We start from the raw sequence: 17,551 nt of genomic DNA, 5'->3' as shown, positions 1-17,551 counted from the left end.
GCTTTTTGAAATCTATTAGCTGATTAGTCTTGGTCACCAAGCAGCACAGAGTCTAGTGCGATAACCATCATGTCGTTGAAAGTCGTTTGACGTTCATCTGATGTGGTTTGCTCACCAGTTTTGATGTGATCAGAAACAGTACAAATAGTCAGAGCTTTTGCGCCGTATTCAGCACATACACCATAGATACCCGCCGCTTCCATCTCTACGCCGACAATGCCGTACTTGTCCATGACTTCGAACATTTCAGGATCTGGCGTGTAGAACAACTCAGCCGAGAATAGGTTGCCAACCTTTACGTCTACACCACGCGCTTTGGCTGCATCTTCTGCCGCACGCACCATTTTGTAATCCGCAATAGCCGCGAAGTCATGACCTTTAAAGCGAATACGATTCACTTTTGAGTCGGTACACGCACCCATGCCGATAACCACATCGCGTACTTTGATACCTTCGCTCACTGCACCACAACTGCCGACACGAATGATCTTTTTCACACCAAAGTCTTTGATCAGCTCAGTCGCGTAAATAGAACAAGATGGAATGCCCATACCATGTCCCATTACCGAAACCTTACGGCCTTTGTAAGTCCCCGTGTAACCAAACATGTTACGAACATCGCACACTTGAACCACTTCTTCTAGGAAGGTTTCAGCGATGTATTTTGCACGTAACGGATCGCCGGGCATTAGAACTACGTCAGCGAAATCACCCATTTCAGCATTAATATGTGGAGTAGCCATTGAAAATATCCTTAATCTCAAAACAAAAAAAAGAGAGAGGTTCCCCTCTCTCTTCGTTAACTATTATAGAAAGCTTGTACCGTGTCCCATTGGCGATGTGCCAAAGTAAGACGCTAAGCTTTGACCGATATCAGCGAAGGTATCGCGACGGCCTAGAGAGCCAGCAGGAACCTTGTTTCCGTAAACAATCACAGGGATATGTTCACGAGTATGGTCAGTACCTGGCCATGTCGGATCACAACCGTGGTCAGCAGTTAGGATAAGTACATCATCTTCTTTCATCATATCGATGATTTCATTGATACGGCCATCGAAGTACTCAAGTGCCGCTGCGTAACCTGCAACATCACGGCGATGACCGTAAGCTGAGTCGAAATCAACGAAGTTAGTGAACACGATAGTGTTGTCGCCCGCTTCAGTGATCGCTTCTTTAGTTGCTTCAAATAGCGCAGGAATACCTGTTGCTTTCGTTTTCTGAGTAATACCACAACCTGCGTAGATATCAGAGATCTTACCGATTGAGTGAACGTTACCGCCCTTCTCATCAACCAACTTCTGAAGAACTGTCGCCGCTGGCGGCTCAACAGAAAGGTCACGACGGTTACCAGTACGTTCGAACTGACCTTTACCTGGGCCAATGAACGGACGCGCAATAACACGGCCGATGTTGTAGTCTTCTAGCTCTTCACGAGCAATCTGACAAAGGTCTAATAAGTTCTGTAGACCGAATGTCTCTTCATGACATGCGATTTGGAAAACAGAGTCTGCTGAAGTGTAGAAGATTGGCAAGCCACTCTTCATGTGTTCTTCACCCAGGTTATCTAAGATTTCTGTACCAGATGAGTGACAGTTACCTAAGAAGTCAGATAAACCTGCACGCTCAAGGATGCGGTCAGTCAGTTCTTTTGGAAAGCTGTTTTCTTTGTCGGTGAAGTAGCCCCAGTCAAACAATACCGGTACACCTGCGATTTCCCAGTGACCTGATGGCGTGTCTTTACCAGAAGACAGCTCAGCAGCGTGACCGTACGCGCCAATGATCTCAGCGTCTGCGTCCATACCAGGAGCAAAGCGACCTGTAGACTCTTTGTGAGCCATAGCTAAACCTAGCTTAGACAGGTTTGGCAGCGTTAGTGGACCTTTACGATCCGCATTGTCTGCAAGACCTTGCTCACAATGGTCAGCAATGTGACCCATAGTGTCTGAACCTACATCACCGAATGTGTCCGCATCTGCTGTTTCGCCGATACCGAATGAATCTAAAACTAAAATAAATGCTCTTTTCATTTTCTTCACCAACTTATTGCTCTTTGCACCAGAACTCTGTTTATCGGCATACACAAGGTATGCCGATACCTGTTATTTACACGTCTTCAGAACGAATCTGACGGTAAACGTCTGGCGTTGCTGTATATTCTCCACCCACAGTGATTGCATTTTGTAATGCTTTTGCAGCTTCTTGCCACTGTTGTTCATTGCGAGCATGAATCATTGCTAATGGTTTATCGTCGCTTGCTACTTCGCCAAGGCGAATGAAGCTATCAAAACCGACTGCGTAATCAATGCTGTCTGTTGCTACGCGGCGACCACCGCCCATACCAACGACAGCCATACCAATTGCACGCGTATCCATCGCTGATACTACACCGCTTTCTAGCGCGTACACTGGTTTAACAATTTCTGCTTTTTCTAGGTAGTTATCGTAGTTCGTTACGAAATCAGTTGGACCACCAAGGCCCGCTACCATTTTACCGAAGCACTCTGCTGCTTTACCGTTATCCAGTACTGCCATCAGTTTTTCACGCGCTTCGTCTGAATCTTTTGCAAGGTTACCCAGAACCAGCATTTCAGCACACGATGCCATCGTAATTTCTAGCAAACGAGGGTTACGATATTCGCCGGTTAGAAATTGAACCGCTTCACGTACTTCTACTGCGTTACCCGCTGAAGAAGCCAGAACTTGGTTCATGTCCGTTAGGATTGCCGTTGTTTTAGTACCCGCGCCGTTTGCTACTGCAACGATAGATTTTGCTAACTCTTCAGACGCTTCGTAAGTCGGCATGAATGCGCCTGAACCTACTTTTACGTCCATCACTAGAGAATCAAGACCAGCAGCCAATTTTTTAGACAGAATTGAAGCTGTGATCAACGATATGTTGTCGACTGTTGCCGTGATATCTCGAGTCGCGTAAACGCGCTTATCAGCCGGCGCTAAATCGCCAGTTTGGCCGATGATCGCTACGCCAGCTTCTTTGGTTACAGCACCAAACACATCGTTGGTTGGTGTAATATTGTAACCAGGGATAGATTCAAGTTTGTCTAGCGTACCGCCAGTGTGACCTAAACCACGACCAGAGATCATTGGAACGAAACCACCACATGCTGCCACCATAGGGCCAAGCATCAGAGAAGTTACGTCACCAACACCACCAGTAGAGTGCTTATCAACGATTGGGCCATCAAAGTTCATGTGGCTCCAGTCAATCACCATGCCCGAATCACGCATTGCACACGTCAGTGCGATACGTTCTGGCATCGTCATTTCATTAAAAAAGATAGCCATTGCGAATGCGGCAATTTGGCCTTCAGAAACGGTATTTTTAGCCACGCCTTGAATGAAGAAGTTAATTTCTTCAGTCGTTAGGACTTCACCATCACGTTTTCTGCGAATAATTTCTTGAGGTAGATACATTAGTGCCTCCCAAACTCTAGTGAGTATGGTTTGTAGGGAAAGAGGTAATATGGAGTGACTTAACGCCACTCCATCAAACAGACTTTATTGTTATACCCGATAGGGAAATTAGTATGCTGCTGGATCAGCAGTTTGGTCTGTCACTTCTAATGTATTAAGAAGGTTAGTCAGTAGGCTTGAAGCGCCAAAACGGTAGTGCATGTTGTCTGCCCACTCAGCGCCTAGTAGCTCATCAGCCATTGCTAGGTAAGCTTGAGCATCTTCAGCTGTACGCACGCCACCAGCTGGTTTGAAACCAACTGTTTTAGCTACGCCCATGTCACGAATAACTTCAAGCATCATGCGTGCGTACTCAGGAGTCGCGTTTACTGGCACTTTACCTGTTGAAGTTTTGATGAAGTCTGCACCGGCTTCGATACAGATTTGAGAAGCTTTCTTGATCAGTGCTTCTTCTTTAAGTTCACCTGTTTCGATGATCACTTTAAGCGTGATGTCACCACAAGCGGCTTTACACTGTTTAACTAGCTCAAAACCCACTTCTTCGTTGCCAGCAATAAGAGCACGGTATGGGAATACTACGTCAACTTCGTCTGCGCCGTACGCTACCGCTGCTTTTGTTTCAGCAACAGCAATTTCGATGTCGTCATTACCATGAGGGAAGTTAGTTACAGTCGCGATGCGTACTTCTGGAGTACCTTGCTCACGCAACGCCTTTTTAGCTGCTGGGATGAAGCGAGGGTAAATACAGATTGCAGCGGTGTTGCCAACTGCAGTCTTCGCGTCATGACAAAGTGCCACTACTTTTTCAGTAGTATCGTCGTCATTTAGCGTAGTTAGGTCCATAAGTTTAAGTGCACGTAGAGCTGCTGCTTTTAAATCGCTCATTTCTATCTCCGATCAATATATTCAAATAGTTAACTACTTCACCATCCATCCAGTATAGATGGATATTTTAGTAATGCTCAGTAGTCACAAATGAACGGACTTGGTTCCCTGAAGACTTGATAACTTTCGCTACCAATTGCAATCCTTGTCACCGCACAGTACCAGTTTGGTCTATGGCACAACAAATCAGTCATGTTGTGTCTAACATCTATAGTGTATTGCTAATATAGCGTATTGCTAAGTTTGGCTTAATCCCAGAAGAATAACGTTCGAGCTAACCTCAATGTTACTTTCTTGCCAGCAGAGACATCCTATCCCTTTAGCTAATACATTATAGGTATCCATCAATAAATTGTAGTGCTCCTTAGAACGCAAACGGTTTGTATCTCAAAAAAACATTCTAGACCCATTTTCGACTCCAAGCATTCACTCATGCTAATGCTCAAAATCACTAGGCCCAAAAACAAAAAAGCCCCGCAGCAATTTCTTGCTACGGGGCGATATTATTATGGCGTCTATATATCGATTTCTAACTGATTAGAAAGACAGGAAGAAGCCAGCAATTGTTGCTGCCATCAGGTTAGATAGAGTACCAGCTACAACCGCTTTAACACCCATACGTGCGATGTCGTGACGACGGTTTGGAGCAATACCACCTAGACCACCTAGAAGAATCGCAATTGAAGAAAGGTTTGCGAAACCACATAGAGCGAACGAGATAATTGCTTGAGTCTTAACAGACATTACTTGACCAGTCGCTTCAACGATTTGAGCGTTTTCACCGATGTATGGTACGAAGTTTAGGTATGCAACGAATTCGTTAACAACTGTCTTCTGACCAATGAAAGAACCAGCAATAGTTGCTTCTTCCCATGGAACACCAATGATGAATGCTAACGGTGCGAAGATCCAACCTAGAAGAAGTTCTAGAGTTAGGTTTTCCATACCGAACCAACCACCGATGCCACCTAGGATACCGTTGATAAGAGCGATTAGACCGATGAATGCTAGTAGCATTGCACCAACGTTAAGTGCTAGTTGTAGACCAACTGACGCACCGCCAGCAGCTGCATCGATAACGTTAGCAGGCTTGTCGTCGCCACCGTCGATGTCTGAACCTAGGTTCTCGTCAACTTCATCAGTTTCAGGCTTGATGATTTTAGCGAATAGTAGACCACCTGGTGCTGCCATGAATGACGCTGCTACTAGGTACTCTAGAGGTACACCCATAGATGCGTAACCCGCTAGTACACCACCAGCAACAGACGCTAAACCACCACACATTACTGCGAATAGTTCAGAGTTAGTCATTTTAGGAACAAATGGACGAACAACTAGAGGCGCTTCCGTTTGACCAACGAAGATGTTTGCAGCTGCAGACATAGACTCGGCGCGAGAAGTACCTAGAGCTTTCTGAAGACCACCACCAAGAACCTTGATTACAACTTGCATCGCACCAATGTAGTAAAGTACAGAGATAAGAGCAGAGAAGAAGATTAGTGTTGGTAGAACTTGGAATGCAAAGATGAATCCGATACCGTCAACTGAGAAGTTAACAAGGCTACCAAATAGGAAGCCAGTACCATCTTTACCGTAGTCGATCACGTTTGCTACACCAGCAGAGAAACCTGCAAGTAGATCACGACCCCAAGGGATGTAAAGTACGAATGCACCAAGTGCGAATTGGATAGCGAAAGCGCCACCCACTGTTCTTAGATTAATTGCTTTGCGGTTGTCGGATAGTAGTACTGCGATTGCAATCAGTGCAACCATTCCGACGAGGCTCATAAACAGGCTCATAGTTTATGACTTCCTTATTAGTTATTTATTGGCGTGTTACAAAATGGGGCTATAAAGCGGAGGCAATTATACTCATGCGACCACTAATAAAGTAATGCCGTCCTCACACTTTCGTAGAAGATTCATGTACCATTCACACGTAAATGTGAGCCGAATCACAAGCCAAGTGCAATTTACGCAAACGATAAACAAAAACCTTCGATTTTATTCACATATACCGAATGCGCGATGGCTATTTTGCCAAATTTGCGCTGCAACCGATTGCTTCGGTTCTTTTCTAAGCAAAAACAGTTCATTTAAGATCGTAACTAAATACTTGGAATGATTAACATTTCCTTGTTTTCCATGCATGGGCATATCCGGGGCATCCGTTTCTAATACCAGGCACTCAAGAGGCAGTTTTGAGATAGTGGTGCGTGTTTTTTGTGCTCTTGGGTAAGTAATCGTTCCACCGACACCAATATAGAAACCAAGCTGAATCCACGCCAAAGCCTGCTGTTCGCTCCCTGAAAATCCATGAATCACGCCACCCAAAGTAAATTTATACTGCTTTATTAGCTCAATAAGTCGGTTAAAAGACTTCCTTTCATGGATGATTAAAGGCAGCTTAAACGCCTTAGCTAGCTCTATTTGTTGAATGAAAAAACGCTCTTGTTTCTCCCGTGCAACATCGACAAAAAAGTCGAGACCACACTCTCCTATCGCAACACATTGACTGGTTTTTGATGAGAGTAATTGGCGAAGTTCCGAAAATTGCTCGTCATTGGCTTGCTCTAATAAGTAAGGATGAAAGCCTAATGCGTAATAAACATTAGGGTAAGATTGAGCGATTTCATCAAGCTTCCTCCAGTTACTTTGGCCAATAGAAGGGATGATTAACTTCTCGACTTGCGCCTGTTTCGCTTCTTTAACGTAACCTTCAATACCTTTATCAAGTGAAAAACCTTGCTCAAAAATATCAAAGTCCGCATGGCAATGGGTGTCAAACAGCGGAAATTCACTTAATTCTGGTGTCATCTTCCCTACTCTCTGTTTGTTGTCCTTGAGGATCACGGCGATAAGCCACGCAGCTGCGCTTATTTTCAGGCGTTAAGCCAAGCTCTTCGCACCACTTATCGTATTTCTTAATCCAAGCTTTTATCCAACTGAACATACTTACCTTAAGCCTCTAACCTCAAAAGACACGAATAAAAAAACGCCTATTGCAGAACAATAGACGTTTTTGTTTAACTCGAATAGAGCGCAGAGTGATTAGTGCTCGCGCGTCGCTCGGAATTGAACTTCTGGGAAACGTTCAGAAGCTAGGTTCAAATTTACCATAGTCGGTGCGATGTAAGATAGGTTATCACCACCATCTAACGCTAGGTTAGCTTGGCTCTTACGTTTGAACTCTTCTAGTTTCTTAGCGTCATCACATTCAACCCAACGTGCAGTTGCAACGTTCACACCTTCGTAAATCGCTTCAACGTTGTATTCCGCTTTCAAGCGCGCTACAACCACATCAAACTGAAGTACACCAACTGCACCAACGATCAGATCGTTATTTTGCAAAGGACGGAATACTTGAACCGCGCCCTCTTCAGAAAGCTGAACCAAGCCTTTTAGAAGTTGCTTCTGCTTCAATGGATCGCGCAGACGAATACGACGGAATAGCTCAGGCGCAAAGTTAGGAATACCTGCGAACTTCAAGCTTTCGCCTTGAGTAAAAGTATCGCCAATCTGAATTGTGCCGTGGTTATGCAGACCAATGATGTCACCCGCGTATGCTTTTTCAGCACGCGCACGGTCACCCGCCATGAAGGTTACCGCATCTGAGATACTCACGTTCTTACCAGTACGAACATGGTTCATCTTCATACCTTGGTCGTAAGTACCCGATACGATACGCATGAATGCGATACGGTCACGGTGTTTTGGATCCATGTTTGCTTGGATCTTAAATACGAAACCAGAGAACTTCTCTTCAGTTGCTTCAACATCACGCTCATTCGCTTGACGCGTTTGAGGTGCTGGAGCCCATCGAGTTAGGCCGTCAAGCATATGGTCAACACCGAAGTTACCCAATGCAGTACCGAAGTAAACTGGAGTCAACTCGCCAGCAAGGAACAGTTCGTGATCAAACTCAGGACATGCGCCAATAACCAATTCAAGCTCTTCACGAACGCTGCTCGCCAGATCTTCGCCAACAGCTTCGTCTAGTTCAGGGTTATCTAGACCTTTGATAATGCGAACTTCTTGGATCTCATGGCCGTGGCCAGATTCATACAAGATCGTTTCATCACGGTGAATGTGGTAAACGCCTTTAAACTCTTTACCACAACCGATAGGCCAAGAGATTGGAGCACAAGCCATACCTAGCTCGCTTTCCACTTCATCTAGCACTTCCATTGGGTCACGAACATCACGGTCAAGTTTGTTCATAAACGTTACGATTGGTGTATCACGTAAACGCGTTACTTCCATCAGTTTACGAGTACGATCCTCGACACCTTTCGCAGCATCGATAACCATCAAACAAGAGTCAACCGCGGTTAATGTACGGTACGTATCTTCCGAGAAATCTTCGTGTCCAGGAGTATCGAGTAGGTTGACTAGACAATCGTTGTATGGGAATTGCATTACAGACGTAGTTACCGAGATACCACGTTCTTTTTCCATCTCCATCCAGTCAGATTTAGCGTGCTGGTTAGAGCCACGGCCTTTTACGGTACCCGCTTTTTGAATCGCGTTTCCGAATAAAAGAACTTTTTCAGTAATCGTGGTTTTACCCGCATCCGGGTGAGAGATAATCGCAAACGTTCTACGTTTGCTCACTTCTTGTTGGAAAGACATAGTCGCCCTTTGCTGATCTAAAGCGTAAAAAGGGCAAGTAGATAATACTTGCCCTTGAATTCTGTGTGCGGATTATACAGAAAGCGTGTCACTTTCTAAAGGGTCAGTTTACACCCTATTTTGTGGCTCATTCCGGAGCTAGCGGTCTAGTTCGCGAAAAGACGTAACATGACTAGCTAAAAGACATAAAAAGATAGCTCATAATGATGGCATCTTCATTGCCTTGCTTGGTTGGATAATAGTTACGACGGCGGTCGACTTCATTAAAGCCAGCCTTCTCGTAAAGATTAAAAGCATTCACATTACTTTCGCGAACTTCCAGCCAAGCACTTTCCGCGTCAGCTTGTTCACACATATCGAGAAAGTGCTCAACCAAAGCCTTACCGTAACCTTTGCCTTGCTGCTTAGGGTCAACCGCTATCGTCAGCAAAGTAACCTCACCGACAATGTTCTGAGCATAGAAATAGCCGACAACCTTTCCATCGACTTCTAAAACACGGTGGCTGCCTCCACGACTATTAAGATCACGGATCATATTTTCAGACCAAGGATGAGAATGCGCGGTCTGCTCAATTTGCCAAATTGCGTCTAGGTGTTGTTCTGAAGTGGGTAAAAGTTGATTAGTCATAAGCACAAATTTGTTGCCATAAGTCGCGGCGATGTTGGTTATTACCGTTAATGTCAGACAGTAATGGAGATTGAAGTGTTTTTGCCTTCAGTTCATGGGCAGATTCGCAACCAGCAAACCATACCCATTCAACCGAACTTAAATCCACAGCAGACAAGTGTTGCGGTTGAAGGTGTAAAGCTTGAGATAAGTCGAGCTTGATACTTTTGAGTACTCGCTCAAACATCACGGCGAGATCATCCTGAGGTTTTTCTGGTGAAACCAACAGTAACTTGCAATCATTCGATAACAGAGTCAATTCAGATTCATAACCAGCCAAACGCTCTGGGTGACTTAACTCCCATTGGCTAATGCCCATCTCTTGTAGATATTGCGCGTGTGTTTGTGACATATCTAGCGGTCGTAACCTTTGGTTTGTTGGTATTAATATTCTTCGAGTGAACTTAAACGGTGCTCATTGGGGCTGATACTAACAAAAAATAAAGGAGCATCAAGCTCCTTTATTTAGACTAAATCAGTTTGTATCTTATTGAGTGGTAAATCAGCTTATAAGTCGTTGAACTCTGGGCTGTAAGCAATTTCACCAGAATGCCCAGCAAACGCCCCTTCTACCAACTCAATCGCTTGAAAAGCGCCTTCAGGCACATCCCAAACACAACTCAGGCCAAATTCGCTCGCCGCCTTGAAACCAAAACGACCGTAGTAAGCAGGATCACCGAGTACAACACAGGCTGGGTAACCAAAATCTACCAAAGTAGAAAATGCGTCTTCAACCAGTGATTTGGCAATGCCTTGATTGCGGAACTCTTCTTTCACGGCGAGAGGTGCGAGCCCCTGCCAGTTATGATCGTCACCATCAAGAGTAAGAGGGCTAAACATCAGGTGACCAACCACCTCCCCTTCATCAGAACAAGCCACCAGCGATAGCGTTAAATGGCTATTCTCACGCAAGCTCATAACCAAATTAGCTTCTGCATCCGTTTCAAAAACAGATTTCAATAAACGATCGATGACAAGTATATCTGCCGGTGCTTCAGTTCGAATAAGCATTCATTACCTCACTTTGTGTATCTGGGGATTGTACTCCCTTCTGCACAAAATCAGCTAATTGATTTAACAAAGTTTTCATAGGAGTCGGCAATAAGTCTAAATCGACGCTATCCATCAAATTTTTCACTTCCAAGCCTAGCTCGGTATCGCCCTCAATAGACAGTCGACGTTGGAAGAAAAGCGTATCTGGGTCTTCTTTTCGCCCAGCAATCAACACGAGATCATTTAGATTGCCACTAAAACTCACATCTTCATTGACCTCTTTATCAGCGACAACTAGTTGCTCATTTTTGTAGCTAATACACCAACTTAACCCCATATCTTTTATTGAAACTTTAAGCCACTTGTCTTCTAAGAACTCAAAATCACCATCCTCTAAAGCCTCCTTGAATACATTTTTCAATGCTTCTAATAAGGCTTTTTTTTGTACTGATTTTGGTAATAACTGGACTGGAGATCGCAAAATTGATGCGGCATTTTGAACTAGTTGAGTGCGTATCTTGTTTATCACGTGACTTATCCGTAACTTTGTCAATAATATAGAAAGCATCATAGATGATGTTGAGATCTCAGTTACTGTTATGTATCAAATTAATTCAGTTTGATGCTCGACCTTTAATATATTGATAATCACAGTTATAGTAACTCTGGTCATGAAAATCACAGCGAATCGCTGCACTCACAAGTAAACATCGATAGCTGAACAAAAAGTAATCAATGTTTATCGATAGTGAATATTCAAGCTCTTGGAGAATTGGTAGTACTTTGATGCCTCCCCAGCAACTACAACATTGGTTTACACAGCTTACTGCAAACAGCCCGTTCTTTTTTGCGGTACTTGATGCTCAACATAACTATTTTATGGTGAATGAGCGTTACTGTGATATTGCTGGTTTAAGTAAAACAGAACTTGTAGGCATGAATGACCGCCAAACCTTGGGCGAGCAATTCTACCAACACCTTAAGCCTTACTATGAGCGTGCATTCAATGGCGAAACAATTGAGGCGGAAATCACCCTAAACGAAACGGCTTTAGACACTAGCCTTCATTTCAGCCTATCTCCGCTTACCAATGGTAAAAAGACTGAATACATCATCTTTCACGCCTTCGATACATCTGAAAACCAAGTACTTGTCCGTTCTTTAGAAGAGTCTGAAGCGAAATTCCACAAGCTATCTCACCTGCTCCCAGACGGATTGCTATTAGTTGAAAACGACTACATTCTGTCTTCGAACCCTGCAGCTGCGCGCTTACTTGGTTTTAACTCCACCACAGAATTGATTGGCGAAGAGTTAGGCCGATTATTTATCGATGAACAAACCAAAACAGTCTTTAATAATGACCTCAGCTCCATTATTTCTGAGTCTGGCTTGGTTTGTTTAACGGGTGCTCGATGTGGCTTTGAACGTAAAGTTCAGTTAAATATCGACTCGACGGTCATTCTTGGAAGCAGTACCCAACTCGTACTTATTCAAGACGCTCAAGAAACAACAAAACAATACACACCCGCTAACAGTGAAGATGCCTACATCGATACACTGACTAAGCTCTACAACCGACTTGGGTTTACCAAAAGCCTTGAGCAGTTCATTCACAACAAGACCCCTGTTGTGATGCTCTACTTAGACATCGATAACTTCAAAAATATCAATGACTCACTTGGCCACCACATCGGTGATAAAGTGATTAAAGAGGTCGCATCTCGCTTAAAACGACAACTGCCTCGTCAAGCTATTATTGGCCATTTAGGCGGTGATGAATTTGGTATTATTCTACCTGAGCCTGAACACCCACGAACACCTGAAATACTCTCTGAAAAGATCATATCTCTGATCAACCAACCCTTCGATCTCCACCATTTTAGCAAGCGTTTAGCCTGCTCGATTGGTAGTGTGAGCTTTCCTCACGATGGCAGTGACGCACGTATCTTGCTACAGAATGCTGACACCGCAATGTATGAAGCTAAGGATCGTGGACGCAACCGCCTGATCAAGTTCAACGAACAGATGAACAAAGAAGCGCGAATGCGACTGTGGCTTGAGATAGAACTGCAAAAAGCACTGCAACAGAACGGGCTTGAGGTTTGGTACCAACCAAAAGTAAATGCGCGTGACTTCACCATTAACGGAGCAGAAGCTCTGGTACGTTGGAAACACCCCGTAGAAGGTTATATTAGCCCTGCCGCATTTATTCCTGTAGCGGAACGAGCTGGCCTTATTGAACAACTTGGTCGTGTGGTAATGCGCGAAGTATTTGCCACGGTGAAACGTTGGAAGATGCAAGGTATTTTACCTGGTCGCGTCGCGATCAACCTTTCACCAGAGCAGTTTGGTAATCCAAAATTGATTGATTTCATGGAGAAGTTGCTGCGTTCTACTGAGCTAGATCCAAGTGCGATTACCTTTGAGCTTACAGAAAGTGCCGTAATGAGTGATAGTGAGCACACGCTTCAAATGCTGAACGCGATTAAGAGACTTGGCTTTGCGTTATCCATCGATGACTTTGGTACGGGTTACTCTTCTCTATCTTACCTTGCTCGCTTTCCGATTGATGAGCTTAAAATTGACCGGGCTTTTATCTCAGATATCGATACCTTACCAAAGCAAATTACCGTAATTGAAAACATCATCAACCTTGGGAAATCTCTCGATTTAACCGTGGTTGCAGAGGGTGTCGAAACCAGTGAACAAGCAACCCTGCTGTCTAACCTCAACTGTGGTTCAATTCAAGGTTTCCACTTCTATCGCCCTCAACCAAAACAAGAGGTTGAAGAACTGTTCGCCCAAAACCGTCGTCACAAGAATTAATTAAACACGCCCTCCAACACCAAGCTAAAGCGTAAATTCGCCATTCGTCAGTACCTCAAATGGGGTAAAAGCAGATTTATCCATCTAAACCTGCCTTACATCAATTCCGTCATTCATAATTCTTCATAAAATACTCGCTTCAATTTTATTCTATTGGTAGTGAGCAAATGGAACTCTTATGCCCAGCGGGTAACTTACCTGCTTTGAAAACCGCTATTGATTGCGGTGCGGATGCTGTCTATATCGGATTCAAAGACGATACGAATGCCCGACACTTCGCAGGCCTTAACTTTGCGGGTAAAAAGCTCGATCGTGCTGTGCAGTATGTGCATGACCGCAACAAGAAAATTCACGTTGCCTTAAATACTTTTGCTCACCCAAACGGCTTTGAACGCTGGACTAACGCTGTAGATAACGCCGCCGCACTAGGCGTTGATGCGCTGATCATCGCTGACATTGCGGTGCTCGAGTACGCTGCAAATAAATATCCAGAACTAGAGCTGCACTTATCAGTACAAGCATCTGCGACCAATGCAGCCGCTATCGACTTCTATCATAAAAATTTCAACGTTAAGCGTGTGGTATTGCCGCGCGTATTGTCGATCCATCAGGTCAAACAGCTTTCTCGTAACATCACTTCTGACGTTGACCTCGAAGTATTCGCTTTTGGTAGCTTATGTATCATGGCAGAAGGCCGTTGCTACCTCTCTTCATACATGACGGGTGAATCGCCAAATACGGTTGGGGCATGTTCTCCAGCAAAATACGTTCGCTGGCAAGAAACGGATGGCGGACTTGAATCTCGCTTGAACGAAATCCTTATCGACAAGTATGAAGCAGGTGAGAACGCAGGTTACCCAACGCTATGTAAAGGCCGATTTGAAGCAGAAGTAGATGGTGAGCGAAAGCGTTATCACGCACTTGAAGAGCCAACTAGCCTTAACACACTATCTATGTTGCCTGAGCTTTTCGCCGCGAATGTTGCTTCTGTGAAGATTGAAGGTCGCCAACGTAGCCCTGCTTATGTCGAGCAAGTCACTCGCACTTGGCGCGCAGCCATCGATCGCTACTTAGCGAACCCTGAACAATACCAAGTGGAACAAGCTTGGAATGCGACACTGGCGAATGTATCTGAAGGTACACAAACCACGCTTGGCGCTTACCACCGTAAATGGCAATAGAGCCAAATGGAGAACTCAATGAAATACGCATTAGGCCCTCTACTTTATTTTTGGCCAAAACAAGATGTTGAAAGCTTCTATGAGCAAGCAAAATCAAGCTCTGCCGACATCATCTACCTCGGTGAAGCGGTGTGCTCAAAGCGCCGTGAGATGAAAGCAAAACACTGGATGGACATAGCAAAAGAGCTGTCTGATTCAGGTAAGCAAGTGGTACTTTCAACCATGGCATTGCTAGAAGCCCCAAGCGAAGTCAACATCATGAAGAAGTACATTGATAACGGTGACTTCGCCATTGAAGCCAATGATGTATCTGCGATTCAACTGGCAAGTGAAAGTAAGGTGCCTTTTGTTGTTGGCCCTGCGGTGAACACCTACAATGCACGCACTCTGAACCTGTTCTTGAAACAAGGTATGACGCGTTGGTGTATGCCCGTTGAGCTTTCTCGCGAGTGGCTAAGCAACGTAATGAAACAGTGCGAAGAGCTTAATATTCGTAATAAGTTCGAAGTAGAAGTGTTTAGCCATGGCTACTTACCTCTTGCTTACTCTGCACGTTGCTTTACAGCCCGAGCAGAGAACAAAGCCAAAGACGATTGCGAAACCTGCTGCATCAAATACCCAACAGGTCTACAGGTCGAAAGCCAAGAAGGCCAATCGGTATTTAACCTTAATGGTATCCAGACGCAATCAGGTTACTGCTACAACCTAGTCAATGATCTACCGAGCATGCATGACTTGGTCGATGTCGTTCGCCTGAGTCCATTGGGTATCGACACTTTCTCTGAAATCAATAACTTCAGAGCGAACGAGCAAGGTCAAAAACCAATGAAGATTGAAAGCCGCCAGTGCAATGGCTACTGGCATCAGCTTGCGGGTTTAGACGTTAAAAACATCTAGTTTCTAGAGTTAAACCCATCAGCCACAGAGACAAAAAGGTCTAGCATTCGCTAGACCTTTTTAATTCTACTTAAGAAATACGACCTATGCCGCCGCTGTATTCATCGGTGAGACATCGAGCTTCTTTACATCTTTGTAGAGCATCACCATCACCACCACGCTTAGCGCAATATTAGACAGTGGGTACGCAACCCAGATCCCCGGCACACCGTACAACTTAGGCATAATGTACAAGAAAGGTAACTGGATAAGCATATTACCTAGCATGACAAACATCGCTTTACTGCCTTTGTTGACCGCCTGATAGTAAGCACCCGCTACCACTAAGAAACCATCAAGCGCCAGTGCAAACATGTGTAATCGAATACCCAACACGGTGTACTCGACTAGCTGAGGTTCATCTGAGTTAAAGACTGACACAAACTCACGTGGGAACGCGTTCAGAAGCAGCACGAACGCCACACCAATCAATACCGAACTCATCATCGCAATCTTAAGTAGCTTACGGATATTCGCTTGGTTACGCGCACCATGGTTATAACTCACCAATGGTTGCATGCCGTTGGCGATGCCTTCAGCTGTGAGATAATAAACCGTCACTATGTAGCCCAAAATCGCGTAAGCACCAATCATCAACTGGTCGCCATATTGAGAGAACAACGCATTGTGCAGCGCAACCATCATCGAACCATACGCATACATAAAGAAGCTTGATGTACCGATAGCGAAGATTTCAGGAATTACCGATAACTTCAGTCTCAGTTCATTCCAACGCAAGCGCAGGCTTGCTCGACGTGAGAAGAAGTAAGCCAGACCCAGACCGGTTACTACAAACTGAGCAATCGCGGTTGCCAGTGCTGCACCTTTCAACTCCCAACCAAACTGAGCAATAAACAGATAATCCAGAGCTATATTGATCACCGCACCGACAATCATCAGTATGGTGGCTAAGTTAGGGCTGTCATCGTTACGCAGTAAAAACGGCATAGCGATCGAACCTAGCGTGAAGACACTCGCGCCAATCAGAATGTGTAAGTATTGCAGGCCAAGTTCATACACTCTCCCTTCTGCGCCCTGCCAAAGCAAGAAGTTATCAGCAAACAAAAACAGCAATGCAGAAACAATAGGTGTTATCGCCAACAACAAGGTTAAACCTGTTGCTAAGATCTCCTTAGCGCCTTGAGTATCTTTTTCACCTTGGCGAATCGAGACAAGCGCACCTGTACCTACACCCACCAACATACCAATACCGAGAATCGAACCAATCACAGGCCACGCAACATTGATACCTGCAAGTCCATCAGCCCCCACATAGCGGCCAATGAAGATGCCATCCACCACTTGGTAAAGGCCATTAACCAACATGGCAGCCACAGTAGGGATTGTGTATCGCCAAAACTGACGACTAATTGAGTTACTCATTTCTTACTCTACTTTCATCTGTGAGTCGCATATCAACAAGATATGACTCGAAAAATTAGTTAACAAGGCTAACTAAATATCTAAATTATTTACTTCAAAGCTTTATTTAATAACAGGTTTAGCTGCTGAGACTCTTGCTCAGACAAACGACTTTCCAATATCTGTGCCATGACCTGATAGATCTTACTTTCTTCTTCTAAGCCGACTTCAGCTTTGCTGGTCAATACGACCAACTTAGACCTCGCATCTTCGAGCGAAACTTTACGCTCAACAAGCCCCTTTCTCTCTAGTCTCTGAACCATAGTGGTTGCTGAAGGCTTTGTAACCTGCATCTCAATCGCAAGATCAGTCAATCGGATCGGTTCAGGAGAAGATTGAATGACCTTCAAATAGTCATACTCATTGAAGCTCAATTGGCAAATAGGATCTTCATTTACCTGAGTTCGCCATATCTTAGAGGCGAAGCGCTCAATCTTTTCTAAATTCTGGTTCAGCATACTCACCTAATCAAGAATGGCATTTAGTTAGCAAGGCTAACTATTTTAGTGTTGTTTAAATAAAAAGCAATCAAAAGCGAGCCCCCCCCCTTTTTTTGTTTATTGTCCCGTCCTGAAAT

Annotated in this window: 17 protein-coding genes; 3 read left to right on the top strand and 14 right to left on the bottom strand. The window is 44.5% G+C overall.

Annotation, left to right across the window (positions count from 1 at the left end):
• Positions 1–23 precede the first annotated feature (23 nt).
• The 12 genes from deoD to AB4232_RS02130 form a co-directional block, all read right to left on the bottom strand.
• A complete protein-coding gene (gene deoD, locus AB4232_RS02185; protein WP_372085948.1) occupies positions 24–743 on the bottom strand; it encodes a purine-nucleoside phosphorylase in 720 nt (239 codons plus the stop codon).
• A 63-nt stretch (positions 744–806) separates the two neighbouring features.
• Positions 807–2,027 carry a phosphopentomutase gene (locus AB4232_RS02180; protein ID WP_135382480.1) on the bottom strand — a complete coding sequence of 407 codons (1,221 nt, stop codon included), beginning with the start codon at positions 2,025–2,027 and terminating at the stop codon, positions 807–809.
• A gap of 76 nt (positions 2,028–2,103) precedes the next feature.
• Entirely contained in the window at positions 2,104–3,432 is a 1,329-nt protein-coding gene (gene deoA, locus AB4232_RS02175) for a thymidine phosphorylase (protein ID WP_009847521.1), read from the bottom strand.
• Positions 3,433–3,540: 108 nt separating this feature from the next.
• Positions 3,541–4,317 carry a deoxyribose-phosphate aldolase gene (gene deoC, locus AB4232_RS02170; protein ID WP_102433379.1) on the bottom strand — a complete coding sequence of 259 codons (777 nt, stop codon included), beginning with the start codon at positions 4,315–4,317 and terminating at the stop codon, positions 3,541–3,543.
• A gap of 537 nt (positions 4,318–4,854) precedes the next feature.
• A complete protein-coding gene (locus AB4232_RS02165; protein ID WP_009847523.1) occupies positions 4,855–6,117 on the bottom strand; it encodes a NupC/NupG family nucleoside CNT transporter in 1,263 nt (420 codons plus the stop codon).
• Between the two features lie 204 nt (positions 6,118–6,321).
• Positions 6,322–7,134, bottom strand: coding sequence for a TatD family hydrolase (locus AB4232_RS02160; protein WP_372085946.1), 813 nt, complete (start codon positions 7,132–7,134; stop codon positions 6,322–6,324).
• Positions 7,115–7,270, bottom strand: coding sequence for a DUF5363 family protein (locus AB4232_RS02155; protein ID WP_009847525.1), 156 nt, complete (start codon positions 7,268–7,270; stop codon positions 7,115–7,117). Before AB4232_RS02155 ends, AB4232_RS02160 begins: the two co-directional genes overlap by 20 nt.
• 98 nt (positions 7,271–7,368) lie before the next feature.
• The gene (gene prfC, locus AB4232_RS02150) at positions 7,369–8,949 is read right to left on the bottom strand and encodes a peptide chain release factor 3 (RefSeq protein ID WP_012604694.1); all 1,581 of its coding nucleotides are present in this window, start codon (positions 8,947–8,949) and stop codon (positions 7,369–7,371) included.
• A 172-nt stretch (positions 8,950–9,121) separates the two neighbouring features.
• Positions 9,122–9,577 (bottom strand): ribosomal protein S18-alanine N-acetyltransferase, encoded by a 456-nt coding sequence (gene rimI / locus AB4232_RS02145; RefSeq protein WP_029222735.1) that lies wholly within the window; start codon positions 9,575–9,577, stop codon positions 9,122–9,124.
• Positions 9,570–9,968 carry a DNA polymerase III subunit psi gene (locus AB4232_RS02140; protein ID WP_009847529.1) on the bottom strand — a complete coding sequence of 133 codons (399 nt, stop codon included), beginning with the start codon at positions 9,966–9,968 and terminating at the stop codon, positions 9,570–9,572. The genes rimI and AB4232_RS02140 overlap by 8 nt, the downstream gene beginning before the upstream one ends.
• A 155-nt stretch (positions 9,969–10,123) precedes the next feature.
• Positions 10,124–10,627, bottom strand: a complete 504-nt coding sequence (locus AB4232_RS02135) for a GNAT family N-acetyltransferase (protein WP_009847530.1) — start codon at positions 10,625–10,627, stop codon at positions 10,124–10,126.
• A complete protein-coding gene (locus tag AB4232_RS02130) occupies positions 10,611–11,138 on the bottom strand; it encodes an SCP2 domain-containing protein (RefSeq protein ID WP_009847531.1) in 528 nt (175 codons plus the stop codon). Before AB4232_RS02130 ends, AB4232_RS02135 begins: the two co-directional genes overlap by 17 nt.
• Before the next feature lie 257 nt (positions 11,139–11,395).
• Between AB4232_RS02130 and AB4232_RS02125 the strand changes: the two genes are divergently transcribed.
• From AB4232_RS02125 to AB4232_RS02115, 3 genes are all read left to right on the top strand, one after another.
• On the top strand, positions 11,396–13,435 hold the full coding sequence (locus AB4232_RS02125) for a bifunctional diguanylate cyclase/phosphodiesterase (RefSeq protein ID WP_009847532.1): 2,040 nt from the start codon (positions 11,396–11,398) through the stop codon (positions 13,433–13,435).
• 167 nt (positions 13,436–13,602) lie between these two features.
• A complete protein-coding gene (locus AB4232_RS02120) occupies positions 13,603–14,616 on the top strand; it encodes a peptidase U32 family protein (RefSeq protein WP_009847533.1) in 1,014 nt (337 codons plus the stop codon).
• 18 nt (positions 14,617–14,634) lie between these two features.
• Positions 14,635–15,513 (top strand): U32 family peptidase, encoded by an 879-nt coding sequence (locus AB4232_RS02115; protein ID WP_009847534.1) that lies wholly within the window; start codon positions 14,635–14,637, stop codon positions 15,511–15,513.
• Positions 15,514–15,597: 84 nt separating this feature from the next.
• On the opposite strand, the gene AB4232_RS02110 is transcribed toward AB4232_RS02115, so the two are convergent.
• Positions 15,598–16,935: an MATE family efflux transporter gene (locus AB4232_RS02110; protein ID WP_372085943.1), complete on the bottom strand. Its 1,338-nt coding sequence runs from the start codon at positions 16,933–16,935 to the stop codon at positions 15,598–15,600.
• Between the two features lie 89 nt (positions 16,936–17,024).
• A complete protein-coding gene (locus AB4232_RS02105; RefSeq protein ID WP_041472897.1) occupies positions 17,025–17,432 on the bottom strand; it encodes a MarR family winged helix-turn-helix transcriptional regulator in 408 nt (135 codons plus the stop codon).
• Positions 17,433–17,551: the final 119 nt, after the last annotated feature.

It is taken from the genome of Vibrio sp. 10N.286.46.A8, assembly GCF_041470165.1.
Classification (GTDB): Bacteria; Pseudomonadota; Gammaproteobacteria; order Enterobacterales; family Vibrionaceae; genus Vibrio; species Vibrio tasmaniensis_A.
This window is presented reverse-complemented; position numbering and strand designations above follow the sequence as displayed.